This is a genomic window from Actinokineospora sp. NPDC051303 (genome assembly GCF_055586285.1).
In genome coordinates, this window is the sequence record NZ_JBVJIN010000006.1 from 14,955 (window position 1) to 35,769 (window position 20,815).

Consider the following 20,815-nt stretch of genomic DNA (forward strand, 5'->3'; position numbering starts at 1 on the left):
GAGCCCAGGAGAGCCGATACATGGACGCCGAGACCGCCGTCGACACCCCAACGACCGGCTGCCCGAGGCACTACCCGTTCCACCGCCCCTCGGCGACGGAGATGCCGCCGGTGTACGCCGAGTTGCGCGAGCAGGACCCGGTCGCCCAGGTCGTGCTGCCCAGCGGCGACCTCGGCTACATCGTCAGCCGCTACGACGACGCCAAGCTCGTGCTCGCCGACCCTCGGTTCAGCCGGGCCGCCATGGTCGCCGAGGGCGCGCCCAAGCTCACCGCGGCCCCGATGCCGCCGAACAGCCTGTTCTCCACCGACCCGCCCGAGCACAGCAGGCTGCGCAAGCTGGTGATGGGCGAGTTCACCACCCGCCGGGTCCGCGACCTCGAACCCCGCATCCAGGAGCTGACCGACGCGCTGCTGGACGAGATGGCCAAGGCCGACGACCAGCGGACCGACCTCAACGTCGCGCTGGCGTTCCCGCTGCCGGTGCAGGTGATCTGCGAGCTGCTCGGCGTGCCGTTCGAGGACCGGGAGAAGTTCCGCCAGTGGTCCAACGCGATCGTCGCGCTCACCACCCTCACCGCCGAGGAGATGGTGCAGCAGCGCATGGAGATGGCGGGCTACATCCACGAGCTGATCACCCGCCGCCGCGAGGAGCCGGGCGAGGACCTGCTCAGCGCGCTCATCAGCGCGCACGACGAGCGCGACGCCCTCGACCACGCCGAGCTGATCGTCATGGCCATGACCATCCTGGTCGCGGGCCACGAGACGACGGTCAGCATGATCGGCGCCTGCGTGCTGACCCTGCTGCGCAGCCCGGAGCACCTGGCCCGGGTCGTGGAGAACCCCGACGTGGTCGGCGACTTCGTTCCGGAGCTGCTGCGGATCAACCCGATCGGCGACGGCGGCCCGATGCGGATCACCCTGACCGACGTGGAGATCGCGGGCACGGTGATCCCCAAGGGCAGCGCCGTGCTGGCCGCGGTCTGCTCGGCCAACCGCGACCCCGAGGTGTTCGAGCGGGGCGAGGAGTTCTACCCCGACCGGGCGCAGAATCCGCACCTGGCGTTCGGCTTCGGCATCCACCACTGCCTCGGCGCCGCGCTGGCGATCGCGGAGCTGCGGATCACGATCAGCAGCCTGTTCCGCCGGTTCCCCACGCTGCGGCTGGACACCGACGTGGCGAACCTGCGGATGAAGCAGGGCATGCTGGTGCACGGCTTGGAATCCCTGCCCGTCGCCTGGTAAGCGCGACGGCAGACAGCGGCCCCGGACCACGCGTCCGGGGCCGCTGTCGTCGCAGCTTGTTCGGGTGTGGAAGGTCAGGCCACGGAACGGATTCGCAGCACCAGCGCGCCGCCCGCGATGGCGACCAGTCCCGTCACCACGTACAGGCCCGGGTAGCCCGCGACCGCGAGCACCGGAACGGCCAGGGCGGGCGCGAGGATCTGCGGGGCGGCCGCGGCGATGGCGAACACCCCCAGGTCCCGGCCGGTATCGGCGGCCGACGGGAGCACCGAGGCGATCACCGCGAGGTCGACCGCGAGGAACGCGCCGAAGCCGACGCCGACCACGGCCGCGGCGCCGATCGCCACCGGCCACACCGGCGCGACGGCCATCGCCAGGGCGCCGATTCCCATGAACAGCCCGCCCGCGGCGACGAACGCGCGGCGGCGGCCCGCCCGGTCGGACCAGCGGCCAGCCGCCAGCGCGGAAGCCATGGCGCACAACACCGTCACCGCGGTGATCACCAGCGCGGCCCGCTGCGGGTCGGCGACGCGCATCTCGTCGCCCAGGTAGTACAAGAGGTACTGGGTGATCATGGCGAAGCCCAGCATCACCAGGAACCGGCTGGCCCAGGCGAAACTCAGGTCCGCGGTCCAGCGCACCCGCGCCCGCGCCGCCCGCGGCGGAGCCGCTTCGGTCGGCTCGTGCCGCCCGCCGAGGAACGGCAGCACCGACACCGCCGCGACGACCGCGCACGCGACATAGCCCGCGGCCAGATCGACCACGACCCGGTTCACCAGCACCGTGCCCAGCAGCGCGCCGAGCATCTGGGTCATCCCGGCCCACCCGGCGACCATCCCCAGCTGCGGGCGCGGCACCCGGTCCGGGATCGTCGCGACCAGCCCGGCCTGCACCGCGGCCAGCCCGAGCTGCGCGACGATCCAGCCCGCCAGCATCGACGCCGCGCCGTCCGCGCCCGCCAGCCCCAGCAAACCCGCCGCGGCGACCAGCATCCCGCCCGCCACCCACGGCCTGCGCCTGCCGAAGCGGGACCGGGTCCGGTCGCTCACCGCGCCCAGCAGCGGCACCGCCACCGCGGTCACCGCCGCGCCGAGGCCGAGCGCCAGGCCGAGCAGCGCCTCCTTCTCGGCCGGGGCGAACACCTCCGCCTGCCGGGCGAGCTGCACCTGCGCGGGAGTCAGGAAGGCCAGCCACATTCCGGTGCTGGCCACGACGTAGCGCGCCGTCCAGCCGCGCCCCACGGGCGGGCGGACATCGGGGGCCTGCGCCGCCGTCACGGTGTGGGTCATGGGACAACGATCGGGCACCGCGCCTAAGTTCCGCTGAAGCACCGACTCTTGGATGACCGTCGGGTGAACGTCCCCGCACGCGCCCCACGGCACGCATCCCAGCCGACATCATGAAAGCGACTGGCCGACCAGAGGAAGGGCGTCGTGGTCCACACCGCGCAGAACACTGACAGCAACCAGAACACTGATGGCGCTGGGAACGGCGCCGCCCGCGGCGCCCCGGTGCTGCTGGCCGTCGCCGGGCTGCTGTTCGCCGCCTACCCGGCGACCCGCCCCTACCGCGACGAGACGACACTGGACGGCGCGGCCGCCATGTCGTCGACGGCGTGGACGCTCGCGCACACCGCCGCGATGATCGGCTTCATCCTGCTTCCGTTGGCCCTGCTGGGCTTACGCGCCGTGGTGGGCGGCACCCGAGGCGAGGGCCCCGCCGCAGCGGCCTTCGTCACCGCCCTGTTCGGCGCCGGGCTGACCCTGCCCTACTACGGCGGCGAGACCTTCGGCATCAAGGCGGTCAGCCAACTGGCCACCCAGCACGCCGCCCCCGCCATGCTCGCCCAGACCGAGACGGTCCGCCTGGACCCGGCCCCGGCGGCGTTCTTCCTCGTCGGCATGCTCCTGCTCGGCGCGGCCGGGGTGCTGACCGCGGTGGCCATGAGCCGATCCCGCCGGTTCCCCGGGTGGGCGGCGCTGCCGTTCGCGGCGGGGCTGGTCCTGTTCATCCCGCAGTTCTTCGGCCCGTCCGCCGCCCGCATCGGCCACGGCCTCCTGCTCGCCGTGGGCTGCTGGGTCCTGGCGTGGGCGCTGTCGCGCGGCAAAGCCTGAGTCCCCGCCCATTCCACGCAGTGCCCCGGCGGACGCCCGGGGCGCTGCTGTTTTCGGTGTCGGCGGGCGGTTTCGGATATTCCGGACACGGTAATGGGTGTCGGAATTATGGGTGACCACTTCATCGCCACCCGCTGACGCGTCGGTTTTCCACAGCGAATCGACCATGATCGAGATATCGGGCCCGCATGGGACCCGATTGCTGCCAATGGGTGAAACTGCTGCCATCTCCTTCGCTGTGAGCTGCGACTTTGCCCTAAAGGGCGTCACCCTGTGCGATGTGTCACCTTCCAGCGGCCCGGACTCGCAGGTAGTTTACAAAGCGGTAACGGGGGCTCTCTGCCGCTGCCCGGCCGCTGTCGATGGGGTTCGACGGCGTGTGGTCCGGGTCAGGGCATTTCGTGAATATCGAGGGGGAACAGTCATGTCCGGGTGCCTCGCCGCGGCTTAGCGGTGGGGAACAGCGTTGTCTAATCGTTTTGTTCGCCTCATCGTGGCCAAGGAACAACGCGCAGGTGTGGGGGTATTGACTTGTCGGAAAACCAGGCGCTGCACGACTTGAGCAGCCTGATAGACCTCGTCCGCTCACGGCGGGTCGACGGGTGGGAACCGTGGCTGGACCGGGAAGAAGACGACGGGCGGGAGGGCGCGCACGCGCTCCTGCTCCTGTTGCACCACGGTGAATCCGTGCCCGCGGCCTCGGTCGACGGCGCGACGACGCGGTTGCTGGTCGACGCCGGTGTCTGCGAGGTGAACGGCGATCGGCTGGTACCGGCCAGGTTCCGCGTCACCGCCTTCCGCGGCCTGGTCGTCGCGGCGGACCGCGACTACGGGACCGGCGGGGACGACGTGCACGTCGGCAACGACTCGCTCCGCTACACCGCGGCGGTGCTGAACGCGGCGCCGCGCGGGCGGGTGCTCGACATCGGGTGCGGCTCGGGAATCGCCATGCTGGCCGCGGCGCGCACCGCGGACGACGTGCTCGGCGTGGACATCCTCGACAGCGCGATGGCGGCCACCCGGGCGTCGGTCGCGCTCACCGGCCCGGCCGTCCCTTGCCAGGCGATGCCCGGGAAGTTCCAGGATCTGGATGTCGACGGCGTCGACTGCGTCACGGCCAATCTGCCCGGCGTGCCGGTTCCGCCCGGCCTGGCCTATCCGGCCGCGGGCGCGGCGGGGGCCGATGGTCTGGACCTCATCCGGGCGTTCTGGGAGTGGTTCGCGGCGCGGTCCACGGCGGGGCGGCTGGTGATGCGGTTCCAGTCCCTGGGCAGCGCCGCCGCGCCATCGGCGCTGCGGGAACTCGACCGCATCCTGCCCGGCGACGCCGACATCACCGTCGTGACCGACTCGTCCGTGCCGGTCGTGGTGCGCAACGCCATCACCGCCGTGCGCGCCGCGCAGCTCAACCCCGGGCGCACGCTGGCGGAAGTGCTCGATCTCCTCCAGCGGGAATGCCTCGACCGGGGCGAGAACTATTACCACTGCTCGACTCTGCACGTGACGCGCGCCGGTTCCGGCGCCAGGAACCATCTTCGGTACGGGGCAGACCACGGGCCGGACACCCGGCACCGGGCGGGCACGGAGACGGTCTCGGACGCGGCGGTCATGCTGGCCGCGGCGAACCGGCTGCGCGAGATGCCCGACGAGTTCTGGTCGGTCGACGGCGCGCGGACCATGGACCTGCTGGCGGACGACCTCGCCGAAGTGCGCGCGGAGTTGCGGAACGGGACCAGTCCGGCGGAACTGGCCGAGAAGCTGGGCGGCCCGGAGTCCCCGCCGCGGCAGGCCGCGCTGTGCCTGGCGCTGTCGCTGGTGGCGAGCGTCCTGCGCGACCGAAACGCGTTGGCAGCCCACGACAACGAGCCCGCGGCGCCCGCCGGGCCCGGCGGCGCGTGGAAGTCGGTGCGGAAGTCATGACGGGAACCTGGGAAGTAGTCGACTCCATCGACCAGGTGGCCGCCGCCGACTGGAACCGGGTGGTGTCCGGGGCCGGTGGTTCCGTTTTCCACAGCCACGAATGGCTCAGCTCCTACGAGAAGGCCCCGCCCGCGCCGATGTTCGCCGCGCGGCACCTGCTCTGGCGCCGCGACGGGGAAATCCGGGCGGTGGCGCCGATGTACGAGGTGGCCGAGGACCCGCACTACACCGGCTACGGCCCCGACTACGGGTTCGACCACGACATCCTCCGCACCCGGATGCTGGTCGGGCACTCCTGGTACTCGTACTTCAACGGGATCTGCTCGCTCGACCCGGCGGACGTGGTCGCGCCCGGCCTGGTGGCGACCATGAGCGAGGTCGCGGAAGACCTGGGCAGCCCGCTCTACGGATTCCCCGGCATCCCCGAAGGCGACCCGCTGTGCGCCGAACTCGCCGCGCGCGGGTTCACGCCGATGTACACCGAGGCCACCAGCGGTGTCGACTTCGTCGGCTCGGCGGACGAGCACGTCGCGGCGCTGCGACCCAAGGTGCGCCGCGAGTTCGGCAGGCTGGTGCGCAAGGCCGAGTCGCTGGGCGTGCGGGTGAGCTTCGACATCGAGCCGGACCACCTCACCCGGTTCGCCAAGCTGGTCGAGGACGTCTGCGCCCGGCACGGCGTGCCGTCGATCAACCCGCCGGAAAGCCTGCGCAGCATCTTCACGCACCTGCGCGACCAGGTGCACTTCGCCACGGTGTGGAAGGACGACACGCTGCTCGGCGGTTTCGTGCTGCTGCACCACGATTCGACGCTGTACGCGTGGATCGCGGGCCTGAACTACGAGCACCACAAGGAATACGGCACCTACTACCTGCTCTACGCCCACACGCTGCGCCTGGCCGAGCGGCTGGGCGCGCGCCGGATCGAGATGGGCCGCAGCATGTACGGGTTCAAGGTGCGCATGGGTTTCCACCCGCGCCTGCTGGTGTCCTGGTTCCGGGCGGGCACCGCGGCGGGGGCGGCGATCCTGGGGGAGGGCGCGGTCGTGCTGGGCCGCGCCGCCCGCACCCGCGAGCGGATCGCCGAGGCGTACGAGGCGAACAAGGACGTCCCGCCCGACGATGTCCTTGGCGCGCCCCGGTTCGCGGCGGCGGCGGAGGTGCTCGGGTGAGCGCGTGGTGGCGCCGGTGGCGGACCGCGCTGCTGGCCGGACTCGTGCTCGGCGTGCTTTTCGGTGTGGTGGAAGGGTTCTCCATCTTCTACACCGCGTTTGTGGTCGACCTGCGGCTGGACGCGGCCGACGCGTCCGGGATGTACGCGACCTATCTGCTGGCCAGCTTGGTCGCCGCGCCGGCGGCGGGCCGGATCGTCGCGCGGGTTGGCGCGCGGCGGGTCGTCGCGGTCATGTTCCCCGCCTTCGCGGTCGCGGTCTCCGCGTGCGCGCTGCTGGACAGCCTGTGGCAGTTCTATGTGGTCTATGTGCTGGTGCTGGCCACCGCGACGACCATGCTCGTGGTCGCCAGCCAGGTGCTGATCACCGCTTCCTACGACCGGGACCGCGGCAAGGCGACCGGCATCGCGTACGCCTGCCTGGGCGTCGGCGACTTCGTGTTGTTCACCATCTTGGGCTCGGTGGTGGAGGAATTCGGCTGGCGCTCGGGCTATCTGGTCGGCGGGGCCTTCGCGCTGCTGGGCGCGGCGGTGTTCGTCTGGATGAGCCGGGGTGTCACCGAGGCCGCGCCGGAGCGGGCGCGGGAAGCCGCGCCTGCCGCGCCGCGCAAGCTGCCGCTGACCAGTCCCGTGCTGTGGCTCGCCTGCGCCGCCGCGCTGACCGCGAGCGTGACCGACTTCTTCACCTTCCAGACGATCGTTCCTTACCTGGCTTCGGAAGGCTGGGGAACGTCGCTGTCGGGCTTCCTGCTCGGGCTGACCGGGTTGAGCTACGCGGCCGGGCAGTTGGCGGGCGGGGCCATTTCCGACCGCTGGTCGCGGGAACTGGTCGCGGCGGGCGGCGCGGCGGTGTTCGTGGTCGGGCTGGTCGTGCTGTGGGCGCTGCCCGCGCTGCCGCTGCTGGTGGGCACGATCGTGCTGCTCGGGTTCTCGGTGGGCGCGATCGTCGGCTGCCGCGTCGCCGCGGTGGGCGACCTGTTCGCTGGCCCCGGACTGAGCCGGGTCACCGGTGTCGTGCAGGTGGCCAGCGCGGTGGGCTCGGCGTTCGCGACCTGGCTCGGCGGCCTGAGCTATTCGCTCAACGGGAACTACGCGCTGAGTTTCATCGTCGCGGGCTGCTGCGCGGGCGCCTGGGTCGTGACGCTCACGCTCGCCGCGCCGCGCCGAGCCCGGCGGGAACGTCTCACCAGGACGGAACCCGCCGTCGTCTAGCGACCGAATCGGTAAACCTGAGGGGGATTGCGCGTGGAAGTCGAACGGGACCATGGGCTCCACAGTGGACGGATCGGGGTCGCCGAAGCCCTCGACACGGACTGGGCGGCGTGGCGGGGCGACGTCGACCTGGTCCGGGTCGTGGACCCGGCCCCGGAGTCGTGGCCGGGGCTGCTGCGGGCGGGATTCGTCGTCAAGCCCGCCTGGATCACCTGGCTGGCCCCGGTGGGCGAGTCCGAGTCGGCGTTCCTGGACCGGCTTTCGGTCAATGAGCGCCGAAACGTCCGGCTGGGCCTGCGGTTCGTCGCCGACCGGGGCATCGAACTGCGCACGGTCGCGCCGCTGGCCGACGAGTCCTTCGACGCCTTCCTTGGCCTGTACGACCGGCAGATCGCCGCGATGGCCCACGGCGTCCCGTTCGCCCGGCGGCAGCGGGCCGACCTGCTGGCGCACGGCGAGGACTACGTGCTGGTGCAGGCGTTCGACGGGGACGCCCTCATCGGCTGCTGCGTGTGCTGGAAGCGGCCGGACGTGGCCACGCTGCAAATCCGGTTCGTCACCACCGCGCCGGACGGCAGGCAGCACCGGGTGGTGCGGGCCATGTACCTGCGGGCGTTCCAGATCGCCCGCGACCTCGGCTACCGCGACGTCTCCCTGGGCACCGACCCCGCCCTCTACGGGCACATCGCCAAGCCCGGGCTGTTCGGCTTCAAGAGCAGGCTGGGCTTCAGCCCCGTTCCGGCCCGGATGTTCGCCTCCGACGACGATCCAGACGAGGCGGTCCGGGTGCTGCGCCTGGGCACGCTGACCGATCCGTCGCTCGTGGTCGCCTATCACCTGGCCGCGGATCACGTCGAGCCTGTAGACGAGAAGACACCGCTGCGTCTGGAAATCTTTACCGGCGATCCAGAAGTCGACACCAATCCGTTCCGCGCCGATTTCCTCGCCGAGATCGGTGTGCGGCACCTGATACGGCAAACCGGTGAATGATGTGTCTCACCTCAGGTTTCGTCCATGTTTCTGATATTCTGAGTCGGTAAGTGTCGGGGATGGCACACCATCAGGTAATCGCACTCGGCGGCCGGGCGAAGTCCGGCGCGGAGTTTGCATCCAATTTTCTTTTCCTTCAGGGGGATTGCTGCGTCATGCGTGCTGATTCGAGTGTCAACCCGAGGGTGGAGACCGACGCCACCCACCCCTTCTGGCATCGGGACCAGCCCACGACCCGGGCGTTTCGCGTCGACCCGGACCACGCCGGGCTGCGCGCGGCGTTCCCGGCGTCGTGGCGGCAGTTGGTCGAGATCAAGGCGTTGCTGGACTGCTACGCGATGGTCGACTCCGGAATGCGCCATTCGGAAAGCGACAGCCGTGACAGCGTGCGGCTGGAGTTCGCCCGGCGCGTCGCCGGTCTGCTGTGGGCGGTCGCGGACATCGAGCGGCGGGCGGACCGGCCGGGCCTGGCCGAGACCGTCGCCGACACCGCCGAGCTGTTCGCGATGCACGCCGCGACCGGCGAGTGGAAACCGTTCGTCATCGAGCCGCCGACGAGCGGGCAGCCGTGGTTCTACTGCGGTCGGCTCAGCACCTGGAGCCCACGGTCCACTTCGGACCCGCTGAGCCTGCTCATCGTGGTTCCCGACGACGCCCGCCAGCAGGTGCTGACCCGCGCCGACCTGGCCTTCGACACCATGCGCTCGGCCGCGGCCTCGGCGTTGGGCGGTCCGGCCGAACTGTCCGACGAGAAGCCGGACATGCACGTCGGGCAGCTGGTGCTCGCCGGTGGGGAGTCGGCGTTCGGGCACAAGAACTTCGCCCACTTCTTCCCGCTGGAGACCCCGAGCGCCTCGGTGCTCGGCAGGGACTTCACCGTCGTGTTCGACAACGTGTTCCAGGAGCGGGTCGGCCAGTGCTCGCTGCCGCTGCTGCGCAAGGTGCTCGGCGCGGACGCGGGCCTGGCCGAGCACTCGCCCACCGCGCTGGTCGACAGCCTGCTGGTGTGGTTCCGCGGGCACGACCTGGGGCACTTCTGGCGGCGGAGCGCGCGGGTGGAGGACATCGGCGTCCGCGCGGAACTGGGCCCGTTCATGGGGATGGCGCTGGAGGAGACCTACGCCGACTGCCACGGCATCCTCGCCGCGGCCGAGCTGGTCGACCACACCACCCTCGGCGTGGCGTTCTGCGCCGAGCAGATCAGGTACCTGTCGCGGCGGGAAACCGACTTCGCCGACAGCGTCGCCGCGACCCTGGAACTGGGCTGGCTCGCCCGGCGCGGGATCACGGTCCCGTCGGCGTCGGGGGCGTGGGTGGCCGAGGCGCTGCCCGCCATCGCCGAACTCGTCCGCGTTCTCCACGCGACCTTGTGGGAAGGGGACCGCGGCGGTCTTGACGAGATTTACGCCTCGATTTCCGCGGGCCGTGCCGCGGCGGCCAGGTTTGAATCTGACCTGGACTGCTATCCCACGGATTTGTCGTACGTGTTCGCCTGACCGCTGATTCGGCCGGAATCGGCCCGTGCGCCCCGAGGCGCGCGGGCCGATTCGCCGCGCCCTGTTTCCGAGCCGACGAATGGATGCCGACTGTGTGCGCTGCGCGCTCTTTCGATGAGTCCGCCCGCCCCGCGGTGATTGTCGATCCATTCTCCTCCGGCGCCGAACTCGCGCCCGCGTTCACCCGCCTGGGCACGCGGGCGGTGGCGGTGGTCTCGTCCGCCGCGGCGGAAGCCGCCCCCGCCCCGGGGGGCGCCCACGACCGTGAGCCCGACAAACCCCACCGCTGGCCGGTTTGCCATATCCGCACCGTGGTCACCAGGCCGCGTCCGAGCAGGACGATCGCGAGTCCCGTGAACCCCACCGCTGGCAGACCGATCACGCGCGTCCGGTGGGTGCCACGCGCACGAACAGCACGCAGCGAATCCCGCGAGCACACCCGCCAGCCGACCCGTCACGCCCATACCGTGGGCGCCACGTCGCGGACGAACAGGACGACCGCGAGCCCGGCGAACACCAGTGCGGAGACACCGGTCAGCACCGCCTGCCCGCGGACGCCGACGCGCTTGCCGGAACGCGCCACCCCGTAGGCGATGGCGGCCTCCAGGCCCGAAGCGACCACGAACCAGGTCGCGGTGAACACCACCAGCCCCGGCCAGCCGCCCAACTCCTGCGCGCGCAGCATGCTCGGGGTGCCGGTCGCGACCCAGAAGGTCCAGGTCAGCGGGTTCGCCAGGTTGCTGGCCACGCCCTTGAAGAACGCCCAACCTTCGACCGGCTTCGGCGCGCCGCCGCGCCAGAGCATCCGGCTGTCGAACACCGCCTGCGCGGCGAAGACGACAAACAGGACCACCCCCGCCAGGCTCACCCACATCCGGGCCGACACGATCGCCGACAGCACCCACGCGAACGCCAGGGCGGGCAGCAGCAGGATCAGGTCGGCGGTCGCCGAGCCGAGGATCACCCGCAGGCTCGCGCCGAACCCGCGGGCCGCGGCCTCCTGGAGGATGGTGACGAAGATCGGCCCGACCGAGAGCGCCGCTCCCACGCCGAGCAGCACGCCCAGTCCCAGAATCTCGCCCATCACGCCTCGCTTTTCGACACGGGGGAGGACGGCACGGGGGAGGACGGCACAGCCAGGTGCGCGCCCCCGCGGATTTCCTTCACCGTTTGCAGGACGATCGACGACACCGTCCTGGTCACCCCGGGCAGCGCCCTGATCTCGGCGAGCAGCACCCGCAACTCCTGAGGCGAGCCGACGCGCACCTTCGCCACGTAGCTGTCCTCGCCGTCGACGTCATGGCATTCCAGGACGGCCCCGCTGCGCTCCACATAGGACTCGAACGGCTCCTGCTCGTCCGGCGAGGCCGTGGTGCCCACCCGGATGAAGGCGACCAGCGCCTGCCCGAGGCTTTCGGGGGCGAGGATCGCGCTGTAGCCCTGGATCACACCCTCGCTCTCCAGCCGCTTGATCCGCGCGTACACCGAGGGCCCGCTCAGCCCGACGGCCTTGGCCAGGGCGGCCTGCGTGCTGCGTCCGTCCTCCTGGAGCAGCGTCAGAAGCCGCAGATCGATGTCATCCAGCTGTGCCATGTAATCGTAAGCCCCTTACCCTGACAGCCTAAGTATGTTAGGTGCAGATTCTATGTAGCCTACAGGTTGTCGTGTCAAGGCCGTCTGGCTCACAGGAGCCGCGCCCAGGGCGTCGCGGGCCCGACGGCGGCGACCCGGCGTCGGCGACCGGTCGGGCGGAGCTGATTGGTGATCCGATGCGACCGAAAAGTGATCAATGAAAAGTCGACAATCTGTCACGCCGGACAATGTCCATCTCCCTATGCCGCCGTCATTGAATGGGGGCCGGGGTGGATGACACGTGGGGGTGAAACCGTGCCGGTGGACCTTAGCGCGGTGTCGGGAACAGGCGTGGAGCGGTACCGTCCCCAGAGGATGAGGGTTTCCGGCCGCGACGTGGCGCCGGGATTCGTCCGCGCGGTCCTTTGTCGATGGCGCTCGCTGGCGAAGAGGGCGAAAGGTGATGTCTATGTCCCGGAATTGGCCCGCGTGGGCTCGCACGATGGTCTCCCGCGGAATCTACTCTCGCCCCCGACTCAGTCAGGAGCGAGTGCGTCGAGCGGTCGCGGGAAAGACAGTGCTGATAACCGGGGCGTCGCGGGGAATTGGCCGGGAGACGGCATCTCGATTGGCCGCCGCGGGCGCCCACGTCCTCGTCGCCGCGCGGAGCGAGTCGAATCTGCGGGAACTGGAAGAGGAGATCCGGGCCGCGGGCGGTGAGGCGACCGCTTATCCGGTCGATCTTTCCCAGCCGGAACTCATCGACGAGATGGTCGACAAGGTGTTGGCCAAACACGCCAACGTCGACATTCTCGTCAACAACGCCGGGCACTCCATTCGCCGATCCGTCGACCTGTGCTACGACCGCTATCACGACTTCCAGCGCCTGACCGCGGTGAACTACCTGGGCCCGGTGAAGCTCACCCTGCGGCTGCTGCCGGTCATGCGGGCCGCGGGCGCGGGCAAGATCGTCAACGTCTCCACCTTCGCCATCCGGACGCCGCCCTACCCCAGGTGGGGCGGCTACCAGGCGTCCAAAGCCGCCTTCGACGTGTGGCTGCGCGGGATCGGCCCGGAGGTCCGCGCCCACGGTGTGCGGGTCTGCACGGTCTACATGGGCGCGGTCGACACCGCCATGAGCGCGCACACCCCCAATATGCATCGCCTGCCCGCGCTCGCCGTCGCCGACGCCGCCGGAATAGTGTGCGACGCCGCGGCGGGAAATCGGCGCGCGCTCGGCCCGTGGTGGTGCGCCCCGCTGGAAGCTGGGTCGCTCTTTGTCGGCCGCTCGCTCGACGCCGTGTTCAGCAGGCTGTACCAGCGCAGCAATGACACCGACGCGGCTCGGCGCGCCATTCTCTGAATCCCCCTGTACTGACGATGACCGTGCGCGCGGGCTAGCCGCTGGCCGGAACGATTTCGTGAACAGCGCCGGGCATGGCGTGGGAAGAGGTGCCGATGAGTGAACCAGTCGCCATTGTGGGGTTTTCCTGCCGGTTTCCGGGCGGCGTCACCAGCCTGGACGCGCTGTGGTCGGCGTTGCGGGCGGCGCAGGACCTGGTCACCGAAGTGCCGCCGGACCGGTTCGACGCCGCGTACTTCCTGGACAAAAGCCCGCAGCGCCCGGGAAAGACGTACTCAGCGTTCGGCGGGTTCCTACACGACATCGCCGAGTTCGACGCCGACTTCTTCCGGATTTCCCCTCGGGAAGCCAGTCGAATGGACCCCCAGCAGCGGCTGCTGCTCGAAATGGCGGTGGAGGCCCTTGACGACGCCGCCATCGATCCCGCCAGCCTCGCCGGTTCCGAAACCGGCGTGTTCATCGGCACCAGCGCCCCGGACTACGGCGGCTTCCAGGGCTGCAAACCGGAGACCATCGACGCCTACAGCCCCAGCGGCCTCGCGCTGAGCATCACCGCCAACCGGGTGTCGCACTTCCTGGACGCGCGCGGCCCCAGCATGGTGGTGGACACCGCCTGCTCGTCGTCGTCGGTGGCGCTGCACCAAGCGTGCGAGAGCCTACGCCGGGGCGAGAGCGAGATGGCCCTGGCAGGCGGCATCCACGTGCTGCTCAGCCCGTTCAACTTCGTCGGCTTCGCCAAGGCGCAGATGCTCTCGCCCACCGGCCGCTGCCAGACGTTCTCGGCCAACGCCGACGGGTATGTGCGCGCCGAAGGCGGCGGCGTGGCGGTGCTCAAGCCGCTGTCGGCGGCGCTGGCTGCCGGGGACCGCATTCACGCGGTGCTGCGCGGCACCGGCATGAACAACGACGGCCGCACGATGGGGATCGCGCTGCCCAACGCCGAGGCGCAGGAGGCGCTGCTGCGCCGGTTGTACGACCGGTGCGAGATCGACCCGGGCCAGGTGGCCTACTTCGAGGCGCACGGCACCGGCACGCTGGTCGGCGACCCGGCCGAGTGCCAGGCGATCGGCCGGGCGCTGGGGGTGCGCCGCACGGCCGGGCCGCTGCCGGTCGGGTCGGTGAAGAGCAACCTCGGCCACCTCGAACCCGCGTCGGGCATGGCCGGGCTGGCCAAGGCCATGCTGGTGCTGCGCCACCGGGCGATACCGGCGTCGCTGCACGCCACCCCGCTCAACCCCGAGATCGACTTCGCCGGATTGGGCTTGGAGCCGGTCACCGACCTGCGCCCGCTGCCGGAGGCCGACGAGCCGGTGGTGGGGGTCAACTCGTTCGGGTTCGGCGGGGTCAACGTCCACGCGATCCTGTCCTTGCCGCCGTCCGCCGATCCCGATCCCGACCGGTCCCGCCCGCGGCACGAGATCGAGAGCGGCACGGGCGCGGAGGCGCTGCCGTTCGTCGTCTCGGCGCGCGGCCCGGCGGCGCTGGCCGAGGCCGCGCGGCTGGCGGCCAAGCGCCTCGCGGGCGCGGACCCCGCCGAGTTCCCCGACCTGTGCCACACCGCCGCCCGCCGGGCGCGCCACGATCACCGCATGGTGGCGCTGGCGACCACGCTCGCCCTGGCCGCGGCGCAACTGGAGTCGCTCGCCGAGGGCGAGGCGGTCGCGGGCGCGGCCGTGGCGCGCGGCGCGCACCACGGCAATGTGGCGTTCGCCTTCTCGGGCAACGGCTCGCAGTGGCCGGGGATGGGCGCTGCGCTGTGCGCGGAGAACCCGGTGTTCCGCGCTGCGGTCGAGGAGATCGACGCGGTGTTCGCGCCGCTGCTGGGCTGGTCGGTGCTGGCCGAACTGCGCACGGCGGAGGACACCGGGCGGGCGGCGCTCACCGAGTTCGCCCAGCCGATGCTGTTCGTCCTCCAGGCCGGGCTCGTGCGGGTGCTGGCCGCCGAGGGCGTGGTCCCCGGTGCGGTGATCGGCTACAGCGGCGGGGAAGTCGCCGCGGCGTGGGCGGCGGGCGCGCTGGACCTCGCCGACGCGGCCCAGATCCTCATCGGCCGCAGCCGCGCCCAAGCCGCTACCGCGGGCCTGGGCGGCATGGCCGCGGTCGGCTTGTCGCCAACCGAGGCCCGCGCCGTGCTGGCCAGGTACCGGGGCCTGCTGGAGATCGCCGCGATCAACGGCGACCGCGACGTCACGATCTCCGGGGACATCGTCGCCCTGACCGACCTCGAACGCGACCTCGCCGCGGACGAGGTCTTCGTTCGGCGGCTGGACATCGATTACGCCTTCCACAGCTGGCAGATGGACGCCGTCGAGCAGCCGCTGCGGGCGGCGCTGGCCGGGCTGCGGCCGACCGCGACCCGCATCCCGATGATCTCGACCGTGACCGGCGAGCCGGTCCACGGCGCCGAACTCGACGGCGACTACTGGTGGCGCAACACGCGGCTGCCTGTCCTGTTCGGCGCGGCCGCCACCGCGTTGGCCGAGGAGCGGTTCGACATCGTGGTCGAGATCAGCCCGCACCCGGTGCTCGGCAGCTATCTGCGCCGCGTGACCACAGCCGAGGGCCGATCGGTGGTCCCGATCGCCGCCATGACCCGCCAGGGCGACGCGGCGAGCGTGGGCGCGACCGTCAGCGCGGCGGTGCTCGCCGCGTCTCCCCGGGCGGCCGTGGCCGAGCACTTCCCCCGGCCCGGCCGGGTGGTCGACCTGCCCGCGTACCCCTGGCAGCGCGAACGGCACTGGCACGGCGACCCCGGCTGGTGGCCCGGCGGCAGCGCCGAGCACCCGCTGCTCGGCCGCCGCGCGTCGGTGGCCGAGCCCACTTGGGAGGGCGAGATCGGTTCGACGCCGAGCGCGTGGCTCGCCGACCACCGCATCGGCGAGACGGTGGTGGTGCCCGCCACCGCGTACGTGGAGATGGCGCTGGCCGCTGGCCGCCGCGCGCTGGGCGCCGCGGTCGAGCTGGCGGACCTGCAGATCACGTCCCCGTTCGTGCTGCCCGGCGAGGGAGACGAGCCGCTGCCCCGGGTGCAGACCTCGGTGTCCGACGAGGACGGCGTCGTGCGGGTGGCCAGCAAGCCGGTGGGCGACGGGCAGTGGCGGGTGCACGCCCGCGGCCGGGTGCGGCACCGGGTCGGGCCCGCGCCCGCGCCGGTCGACCTGCAGGCCGTGCGCAACCGGCTCGGCCACCGGCTGCCCGTCGCGGAGCACTATGGCTACGCCGCAGGCGCCGGACTGAATTACGGGCCCGCTTTCCGAGTTGTCGATGACCTTCCCTACGACCCCGCCACCGGCGAGGCGCTGTCCGCCTACACCTATCCCGGCCCGGTCGACGGGTTCGAGGCGCACCCGGCCATCCTCGACGGCGCGCTGCAGACAGTGCTGCCGCTGCTGCGCGACGCCGCGCACGGCCAGGCGTTCATTCCGATCGGCGTCGGACAGGCCAGGGTCTGGGCCGCGCCGACCGCGGAGGGGTTCGCCCATGCCCGGCTGCGCGCCTTGGGCGAGGTGGAGGCCGTCTTCGACGTCGACGTCCTCGACCAGGACGGCGCGGTCGCCGTGGAACTGCGCGAGTGCAGGCTGCGGCGGTTCCCGGTCGACAGCGCGGTGCCGGTCGAGCACGTCAGCACGGTCCTGCGGGCCGCGCCGACGACGGACGACACCGCTCCCGCCCCGCTGCCAGGCACACCCAGCGACATCGTCCGCGCGGCGGGTCCGGAGCTGACCGCGCTGATCGGCGCGGACCCCGTGCCGGGAGATCGCGCTGGTCTGGCCGATTTCGCCTGTGAGTGCAGCGCGCACTTCGCGGTGGCGGCGTTCCTCCGGATTCTCGGGGCGGAGCCGGTCGTCAGCGTGCGGACGCTGACCGAGAACGGGGTGACGGCCGAGCACGCCCGGTTCGTGACCTTCCTGGCCGGGCTCGCCGAGGACCACGGCCTGCTGCGGCGGCTCCCCGACGAGGCGGAGGAAGCGCGGTGGATGGTCATCGAGCGACCAGACCCCCTGGCCCTGTTCCGCGCACAGCATGGCGAGCAAGGGGGCATGCTCGCCGATCTGACCCTGCGTGGCCGCAGCGGGCTGCACCTGGCCGACGTGCTCACTGGAAAATGCGATCCGCTCGACATGCTGTTCTCCGGCACCGGCATCGACACCCTGGAGCACTACTACTCCGATTTCCCCCCGATGGCCGATGTGAACCACCGCGCCGCGATCCTCGTTCGCCAGCTGGTGAGCGCCGCGCCGTCGGACCGGGTGCTGCGGGTGCTGGAACTGGGCGCGGGCACCGGCGGGACGACAGCCGCGGTGCTGCCGGTGCTGCCGCCGGACCGGACCCACTATGTCTTTACCGACATCTCGCCGGTGTTCTTCCCCCGCGCGCAGCACCGGTTCGCCGCCTACGACTTCATCGACTACCGCGCCCTTGAGCTAAACCGCGACCTCGATAAGCAGGGGTTCGGCGCGGCCGGGTTCGACCTGGTCATCGCGAGCAACGTGCTGCACGCCACCAGCGACCTGCGCGAAGCCCTCGGCCAGGTCCGGTCGCTGCTCGCGCCGGGCGGGTATCTCCTTGTGGCCGAAACGCACCGGCCGGACTTCCTCCTGCCGGTCTTCGGCCTGCTGCCGAGCGCGTGGCAGTTCACCGACACCGACCTGCGGCCCGACACGGCTTTCCTTGCGCGCGAACGGTGGTCCGAGGTGATCGCCCAGGCGGGATTCGCCGATGTGGTCCGGCTCAGCGCCGTGCAGCACGCCGACGCCGACGACATGTCAGTGCTGTTCGCCCAGCGTCCGCCTTGTCCGTCGCCCGTGCCCGACCTGCCCGGGGTGCCCGATCTCGGCTGGTTGATCCTCACCGAAGGACCCGGTGAGGAGGACTTGGCCCAGGCCGTCGCGGCCAGGCTGGCCGCGACGGGATCGCCTGCCTCCGTGCAGCGGGTGCCCGACGATCCGGAGGACTGGACGCCTTCGGTGCCAGAGACCGGGACGACAGTGTGTTACGTCCTCATCCTCGACGCCGACAGCGCCGAGGACGCGCTGGCTGCGACCGAGGTGACCATTCGCCGGGCAATGACGCTCAAGGCGGTGAGCGGCCGCTGCGCGGACCTGCCCGACGGGCGCGACGCCCACCTGTACCTGGTCACCCACCCCAGCGGGGCACTGCCGCACCCGGAGCGGCCGCTCGCGCCACTGCACGCCGCCGCGTGGGGCGTTGCCCGCACCCTGGCCAACGAGCTGCCCGACCTCGGCAACACCCGGATCTCGCTGCACCGCTCCGCGGACCCGGACGCCGACGCCCACCGGCTCGCCGGGGAGCTGTTGGCCGCGCAGGGCCAGGACAGCGACGAAGACGAGATCGTGCTGGGCGAAGGCGGCCGGTTCGTGCCCCGGCTCGTGCCCGCCGCGCCGCCCACGCGGCTGCTCACCCCGGCGGACGACCTCCCGTACCGGATGGTGGTGCGCGAGCACGGCATGGCGTTCGACCTCGCGTTCGTCGCCGCTGATCACCCGGACCTCGGACCTGACGAGGTGCGCGTCGAGGTCCGCGCCGCCGCGCTGAATTACCGCGATGTGCTGTGGGCGCTGGGAATCGTGCCCGTGGACGCGCTGGAATCCGGGTACACCGGATCGATCGCGGGCGGCTCACTGGGCATCGAGTGCGCGGGCGTGGTGGTCGAGGTGGGCAGCGCGGTCACCGCGGTGGTCCCCGGCGACCGGGTGCTGGCCATCGCGCCCGCCGCGTTCGCCTCGCACGTGGTCACCAGGGCGGACCTGGTGAAGCGCATTCCGCCGTATCTCGGCTTCGCCGAGGCCGCCACCTTGCCTGCGGCGTTCGCCACCGTCTACCACAGCCTGGGCACGATCGCCCAGCTCAGCGCGGGAGAGACGGTGCTGATCCACGGCGCGGCCGGGGGAGTGGGGCTGGCGGCCATCCAGCACGCCCGGCACGTCGGGGCGCGGGTCATCGCCACCGCGGGCAGTGCGGAGAAACGGGACTACCTGCGGCTGATCGGCGTCGAGCACGTGCTGGACTCCCGCAGCCTGGAGTTCGTCCACCAGGTCCGCGCCATCACCGACGGGGCCGGGGTCGATGTGGTGCTCAACTCCCTCGCGGGCGAGTACCTGCGGCGCAGCCTCGACCTGGTGCGTCCCTACGGCCGGTTCATCGAACTGGGCAAACGCGACCTCTACGAGAACAAGCGGCTGCAGATGCGCCCGCTGCGCAACAACGTCATGGTCATGGGCGTCGACCTCGACCAGGCGCTGCTGACCCACACGGAACTGGCGTCCGGCACGCTCGACCAGATCGTCCAGCGGATTGATGACGACGTCTACCAGCCACTGCCGCGGCGCGTCTTCCCCGCGAACCGGATCACCGATGCCTATCAGCTGATGCGCCATTCCCGGCACATCGGCAAGATCGTCATTGATTTCACCCACCCGGTCACCGTCGAATGCCCGCCGCGGCCGCCGCGCCTGTCGGCCGAGGGCACCTACGTGGTCACCGGCGGAACCGGGGGGTTCGGCGCGGCCGCCGCCGAGTGGCTGGCCGAGCGGGGAGCCAGGAAGATCGCCCTGGTCAGCCGCCGCGGCGCGCGGGCTCCGGAGGCCGAGGAAACCGTCGCCCGGCTCGCCGCCCGCGACGTGGCGGCCCAGGCCCACGCGGTCGACGTGACCGATCCGGCGGCGGTGGCCGATCTGCTGTCCACTTTGGACAGCAGTGGCCATCCGGTGCGCGGCGTGCTGCACGCGGCGATGGTCCTCGACGACGATCCGCTCGGCGAGCTGGACCCGCGCCGCTTCGCGACGGCGCTGGCGCCGAAGCTCACCGCGGGCTGGATTCTCGACACCCTCACCCGCGACCGCGAAGTGGACCTGTTCCTGGCCTTTTCCTCCGCCGCGGCCGAGGTCGGCAACCTTCGCCAGTCCAACTACGTGGCGGGCAACCTGTTCCTGGCCGCGCTGGCCCGGCATCGCCGTGCCTGCGGTCTCCCCGGCGCCACCGTGGCCTGGGGCGCCATCGGCGAGGTCGGCTATGTGTCCCGCGACGAGGAACTGAGCCGTGTGCTCGACCAGTTGGGATTCCTGGCCATCAGCCCCGCCGACGCGCGCGCGGCCTTGGATGCCCTCGCCGCGGGCGAGGACCCCGCGCCGATGGCGGTGCGCGCCGACTGGAACCGCCTCGCGCGGCTGATTCCCGACCTGGAGACCTCGCCGCGGTTCAGGTACTTCAACTTCGGCACGGTCTCCGAGAACGACGAGCGGATCGAGGAGTTCCGCCGCGCGCTGTCCACCGCGGGCAGCGCGGAGGAAGCGGCCGAACTGATCGAGAACGCGATCATCGCCCTCGTCGCCATGGTGCTGCAGATCCCCGCCGAGCGCGTCGACCGGGAACGCAGGCTCGACCAACTGGGCATCGACTCGCTGATGGCGGCGGAACTGCTGGGAAAGTTCCGCGCCCACTTCGGCAACCAGCTCTCCCCGATGGACCTCATCGGCGGCGGCAACATCAGCAGCCTGAGCAGGCTGATCGTTCGCCGTCTCGGCAATGGCCTCGCCGCCCCGGTGGAAGGGGGTGCCAAGATCGGAGAACCCAGTGATGTCACTGATGTCAGTGATGTTGCTGATATCGCTGACATCACTGTCGTCGCACAACCAGGTCCACTCACGATCGCCCGGAACGCGGAAATCGAACCGCGAAAGCCCGCGGCGACCGTCTCGGCGGAAGTGTGAACTCCG

At 71.4% G+C, this 20,815-nt stretch carries 12 protein-coding genes; 9 read left to right on the forward strand and 3 right to left on the reverse strand.

Annotated features, from left to right (window positions below):
* The first annotated feature begins 20 nt into the window (after positions 1-20).
* Positions 21-1,244 carry a cytochrome P450 gene (locus ACZ6SD_RS06590; RefSeq protein ID WP_465315910.1) on the forward strand — a complete coding sequence of 408 codons (1,224 nt, stop codon included), beginning with the start codon at positions 21-23 and terminating at the stop codon, positions 1,242-1,244.
* Between the two features lie 74 nt (positions 1,245-1,318).
* Here the strand turns inward: ACZ6SD_RS06590 and ACZ6SD_RS06595 are convergent, their stop codons facing one another.
* Positions 1,319-2,533 (reverse strand): MFS transporter, encoded by a 1,215-nt coding sequence (locus ACZ6SD_RS06595; protein WP_465315911.1) that lies wholly within the window; start codon positions 2,531-2,533, stop codon positions 1,319-1,321.
* Between the two features lie 144 nt (positions 2,534-2,677).
* Between ACZ6SD_RS06595 and ACZ6SD_RS06600 the strand changes: the two genes are divergently transcribed.
* The 6 genes from ACZ6SD_RS06600 (at position 2,678) to ACZ6SD_RS06625 (ending at position 10,144) form a co-directional block, all read left to right on the forward strand.
* The gene (locus ACZ6SD_RS06600; protein WP_465315912.1) at positions 2,678-3,358 is read left to right on the forward strand and encodes a hypothetical protein; all 681 of its coding nucleotides are present in this window, start codon (positions 2,678-2,680) and stop codon (positions 3,356-3,358) included.
* A 531-nt stretch (positions 3,359-3,889) separates the two neighbouring features.
* Positions 3,890-5,278, forward strand: a complete 1,389-nt coding sequence (locus ACZ6SD_RS06605; protein ID WP_465315913.1) for a methyltransferase domain-containing protein — start codon at positions 3,890-3,892, stop codon at positions 5,276-5,278.
* Positions 5,275-6,447: a GNAT family N-acetyltransferase gene (locus ACZ6SD_RS06610; protein WP_465315914.1), complete on the forward strand. Its 1,173-nt coding sequence runs from the start codon at positions 5,275-5,277 to the stop codon at positions 6,445-6,447. Before ACZ6SD_RS06605 ends, ACZ6SD_RS06610 begins: the two co-directional genes overlap by 4 nt.
* Positions 6,444-7,658, forward strand: a complete 1,215-nt coding sequence (locus tag ACZ6SD_RS06615) for an MFS transporter (RefSeq protein ID WP_465315915.1) — start codon at positions 6,444-6,446, stop codon at positions 7,656-7,658. Before ACZ6SD_RS06610 ends, ACZ6SD_RS06615 begins: the two co-directional genes overlap by 4 nt.
* Before the next feature lie 33 nt (positions 7,659-7,691).
* Positions 7,692-8,648, forward strand: a complete 957-nt coding sequence (locus tag ACZ6SD_RS06620) for a GNAT family N-acetyltransferase (RefSeq protein ID WP_465315916.1) — start codon at positions 7,692-7,694, stop codon at positions 8,646-8,648.
* Positions 8,649-8,803: 155 nt separating this feature from the next.
* Positions 8,804-10,144, forward strand: a complete 1,341-nt coding sequence (locus ACZ6SD_RS06625) for a hypothetical protein (protein WP_465315917.1) — start codon at positions 8,804-8,806, stop codon at positions 10,142-10,144.
* Between the two features lie 454 nt (positions 10,145-10,598).
* Here the strand turns inward: ACZ6SD_RS06625 and ACZ6SD_RS06630 are convergent, their stop codons facing one another.
* Together ACZ6SD_RS06630 and ACZ6SD_RS06635 are read right to left on the reverse strand one after the other, a co-directional pair.
* The gene (locus ACZ6SD_RS06630; RefSeq protein ID WP_465315918.1) at positions 10,599-11,228 is read right to left on the reverse strand and encodes a LysE family translocator; all 630 of its coding nucleotides are present in this window, start codon (positions 11,226-11,228) and stop codon (positions 10,599-10,601) included.
* Entirely contained in the window at positions 11,228-11,737 is a 510-nt protein-coding gene (locus ACZ6SD_RS06635; protein WP_465315919.1) for an Lrp/AsnC family transcriptional regulator, read from the reverse strand. The genes ACZ6SD_RS06630 and ACZ6SD_RS06635 overlap by 1 nt, the downstream gene beginning before the upstream one ends.
* Positions 11,738-12,266: 529 nt before the next feature.
* On the opposite strand from ACZ6SD_RS06635, the gene ACZ6SD_RS06640 reads away from it, so the two are divergent.
* Together ACZ6SD_RS06640 and ACZ6SD_RS06645 are read left to right on the forward strand one after the other, a co-directional pair.
* A complete protein-coding gene (locus ACZ6SD_RS06640; protein ID WP_465315920.1) occupies positions 12,267-13,079 on the forward strand; it encodes an SDR family NAD(P)-dependent oxidoreductase in 813 nt (270 codons plus the stop codon).
* A 95-nt stretch (positions 13,080-13,174) separates the two neighbouring features.
* Entirely contained in the window at positions 13,175-20,809 is a 7,635-nt protein-coding gene (locus ACZ6SD_RS06645; RefSeq protein ID WP_465315921.1) for an SDR family NAD(P)-dependent oxidoreductase, read from the forward strand.
* Positions 20,810-20,815: the final 6 nt, after the last annotated feature.

What these genes read in the sequence shown, in the direction of transcription:
- ACZ6SD_RS06590 (WP_465315910.1), top strand. Translation starts at nt 21, where the DNA reads ATGGACGCCGAGACCGCCGTCGACACCCCAACGACCGGCTGCCCGAGG.
- ACZ6SD_RS06595 (WP_465315911.1), bottom strand. Translation starts at nt 2,533, where the DNA reads ATGACCCACACCGTGACGGCGGCGCAGGCCCCCGATGTCCGCCCGCCC.
- ACZ6SD_RS06610 (WP_465315914.1), top strand. Translation starts at nt 5,275, where the DNA reads ATGACGGGAACCTGGGAAGTAGTCGACTCCATCGACCAGGTGGCCGCC.
- ACZ6SD_RS06625 (WP_465315917.1), top strand. Translation starts at nt 8,804, where the DNA reads ATGCGTGCTGATTCGAGTGTCAACCCGAGGGTGGAGACCGACGCCACC.
- ACZ6SD_RS06630 (WP_465315918.1), bottom strand. Translation starts at nt 11,228, where the DNA reads ATGGGCGAGATTCTGGGACTGGGCGTGCTGCTCGGCGTGGGAGCGGCG.
- ACZ6SD_RS06635 (WP_465315919.1), bottom strand. Translation starts at nt 11,737, where the DNA reads ATGGCACAGCTGGATGACATCGATCTGCGGCTTCTGACGCTGCTCCAG.
- ACZ6SD_RS06645 (WP_465315921.1), top strand. Translation starts at nt 13,175, where the DNA reads ATGAGTGAACCAGTCGCCATTGTGGGGTTTTCCTGCCGGTTTCCGGGC.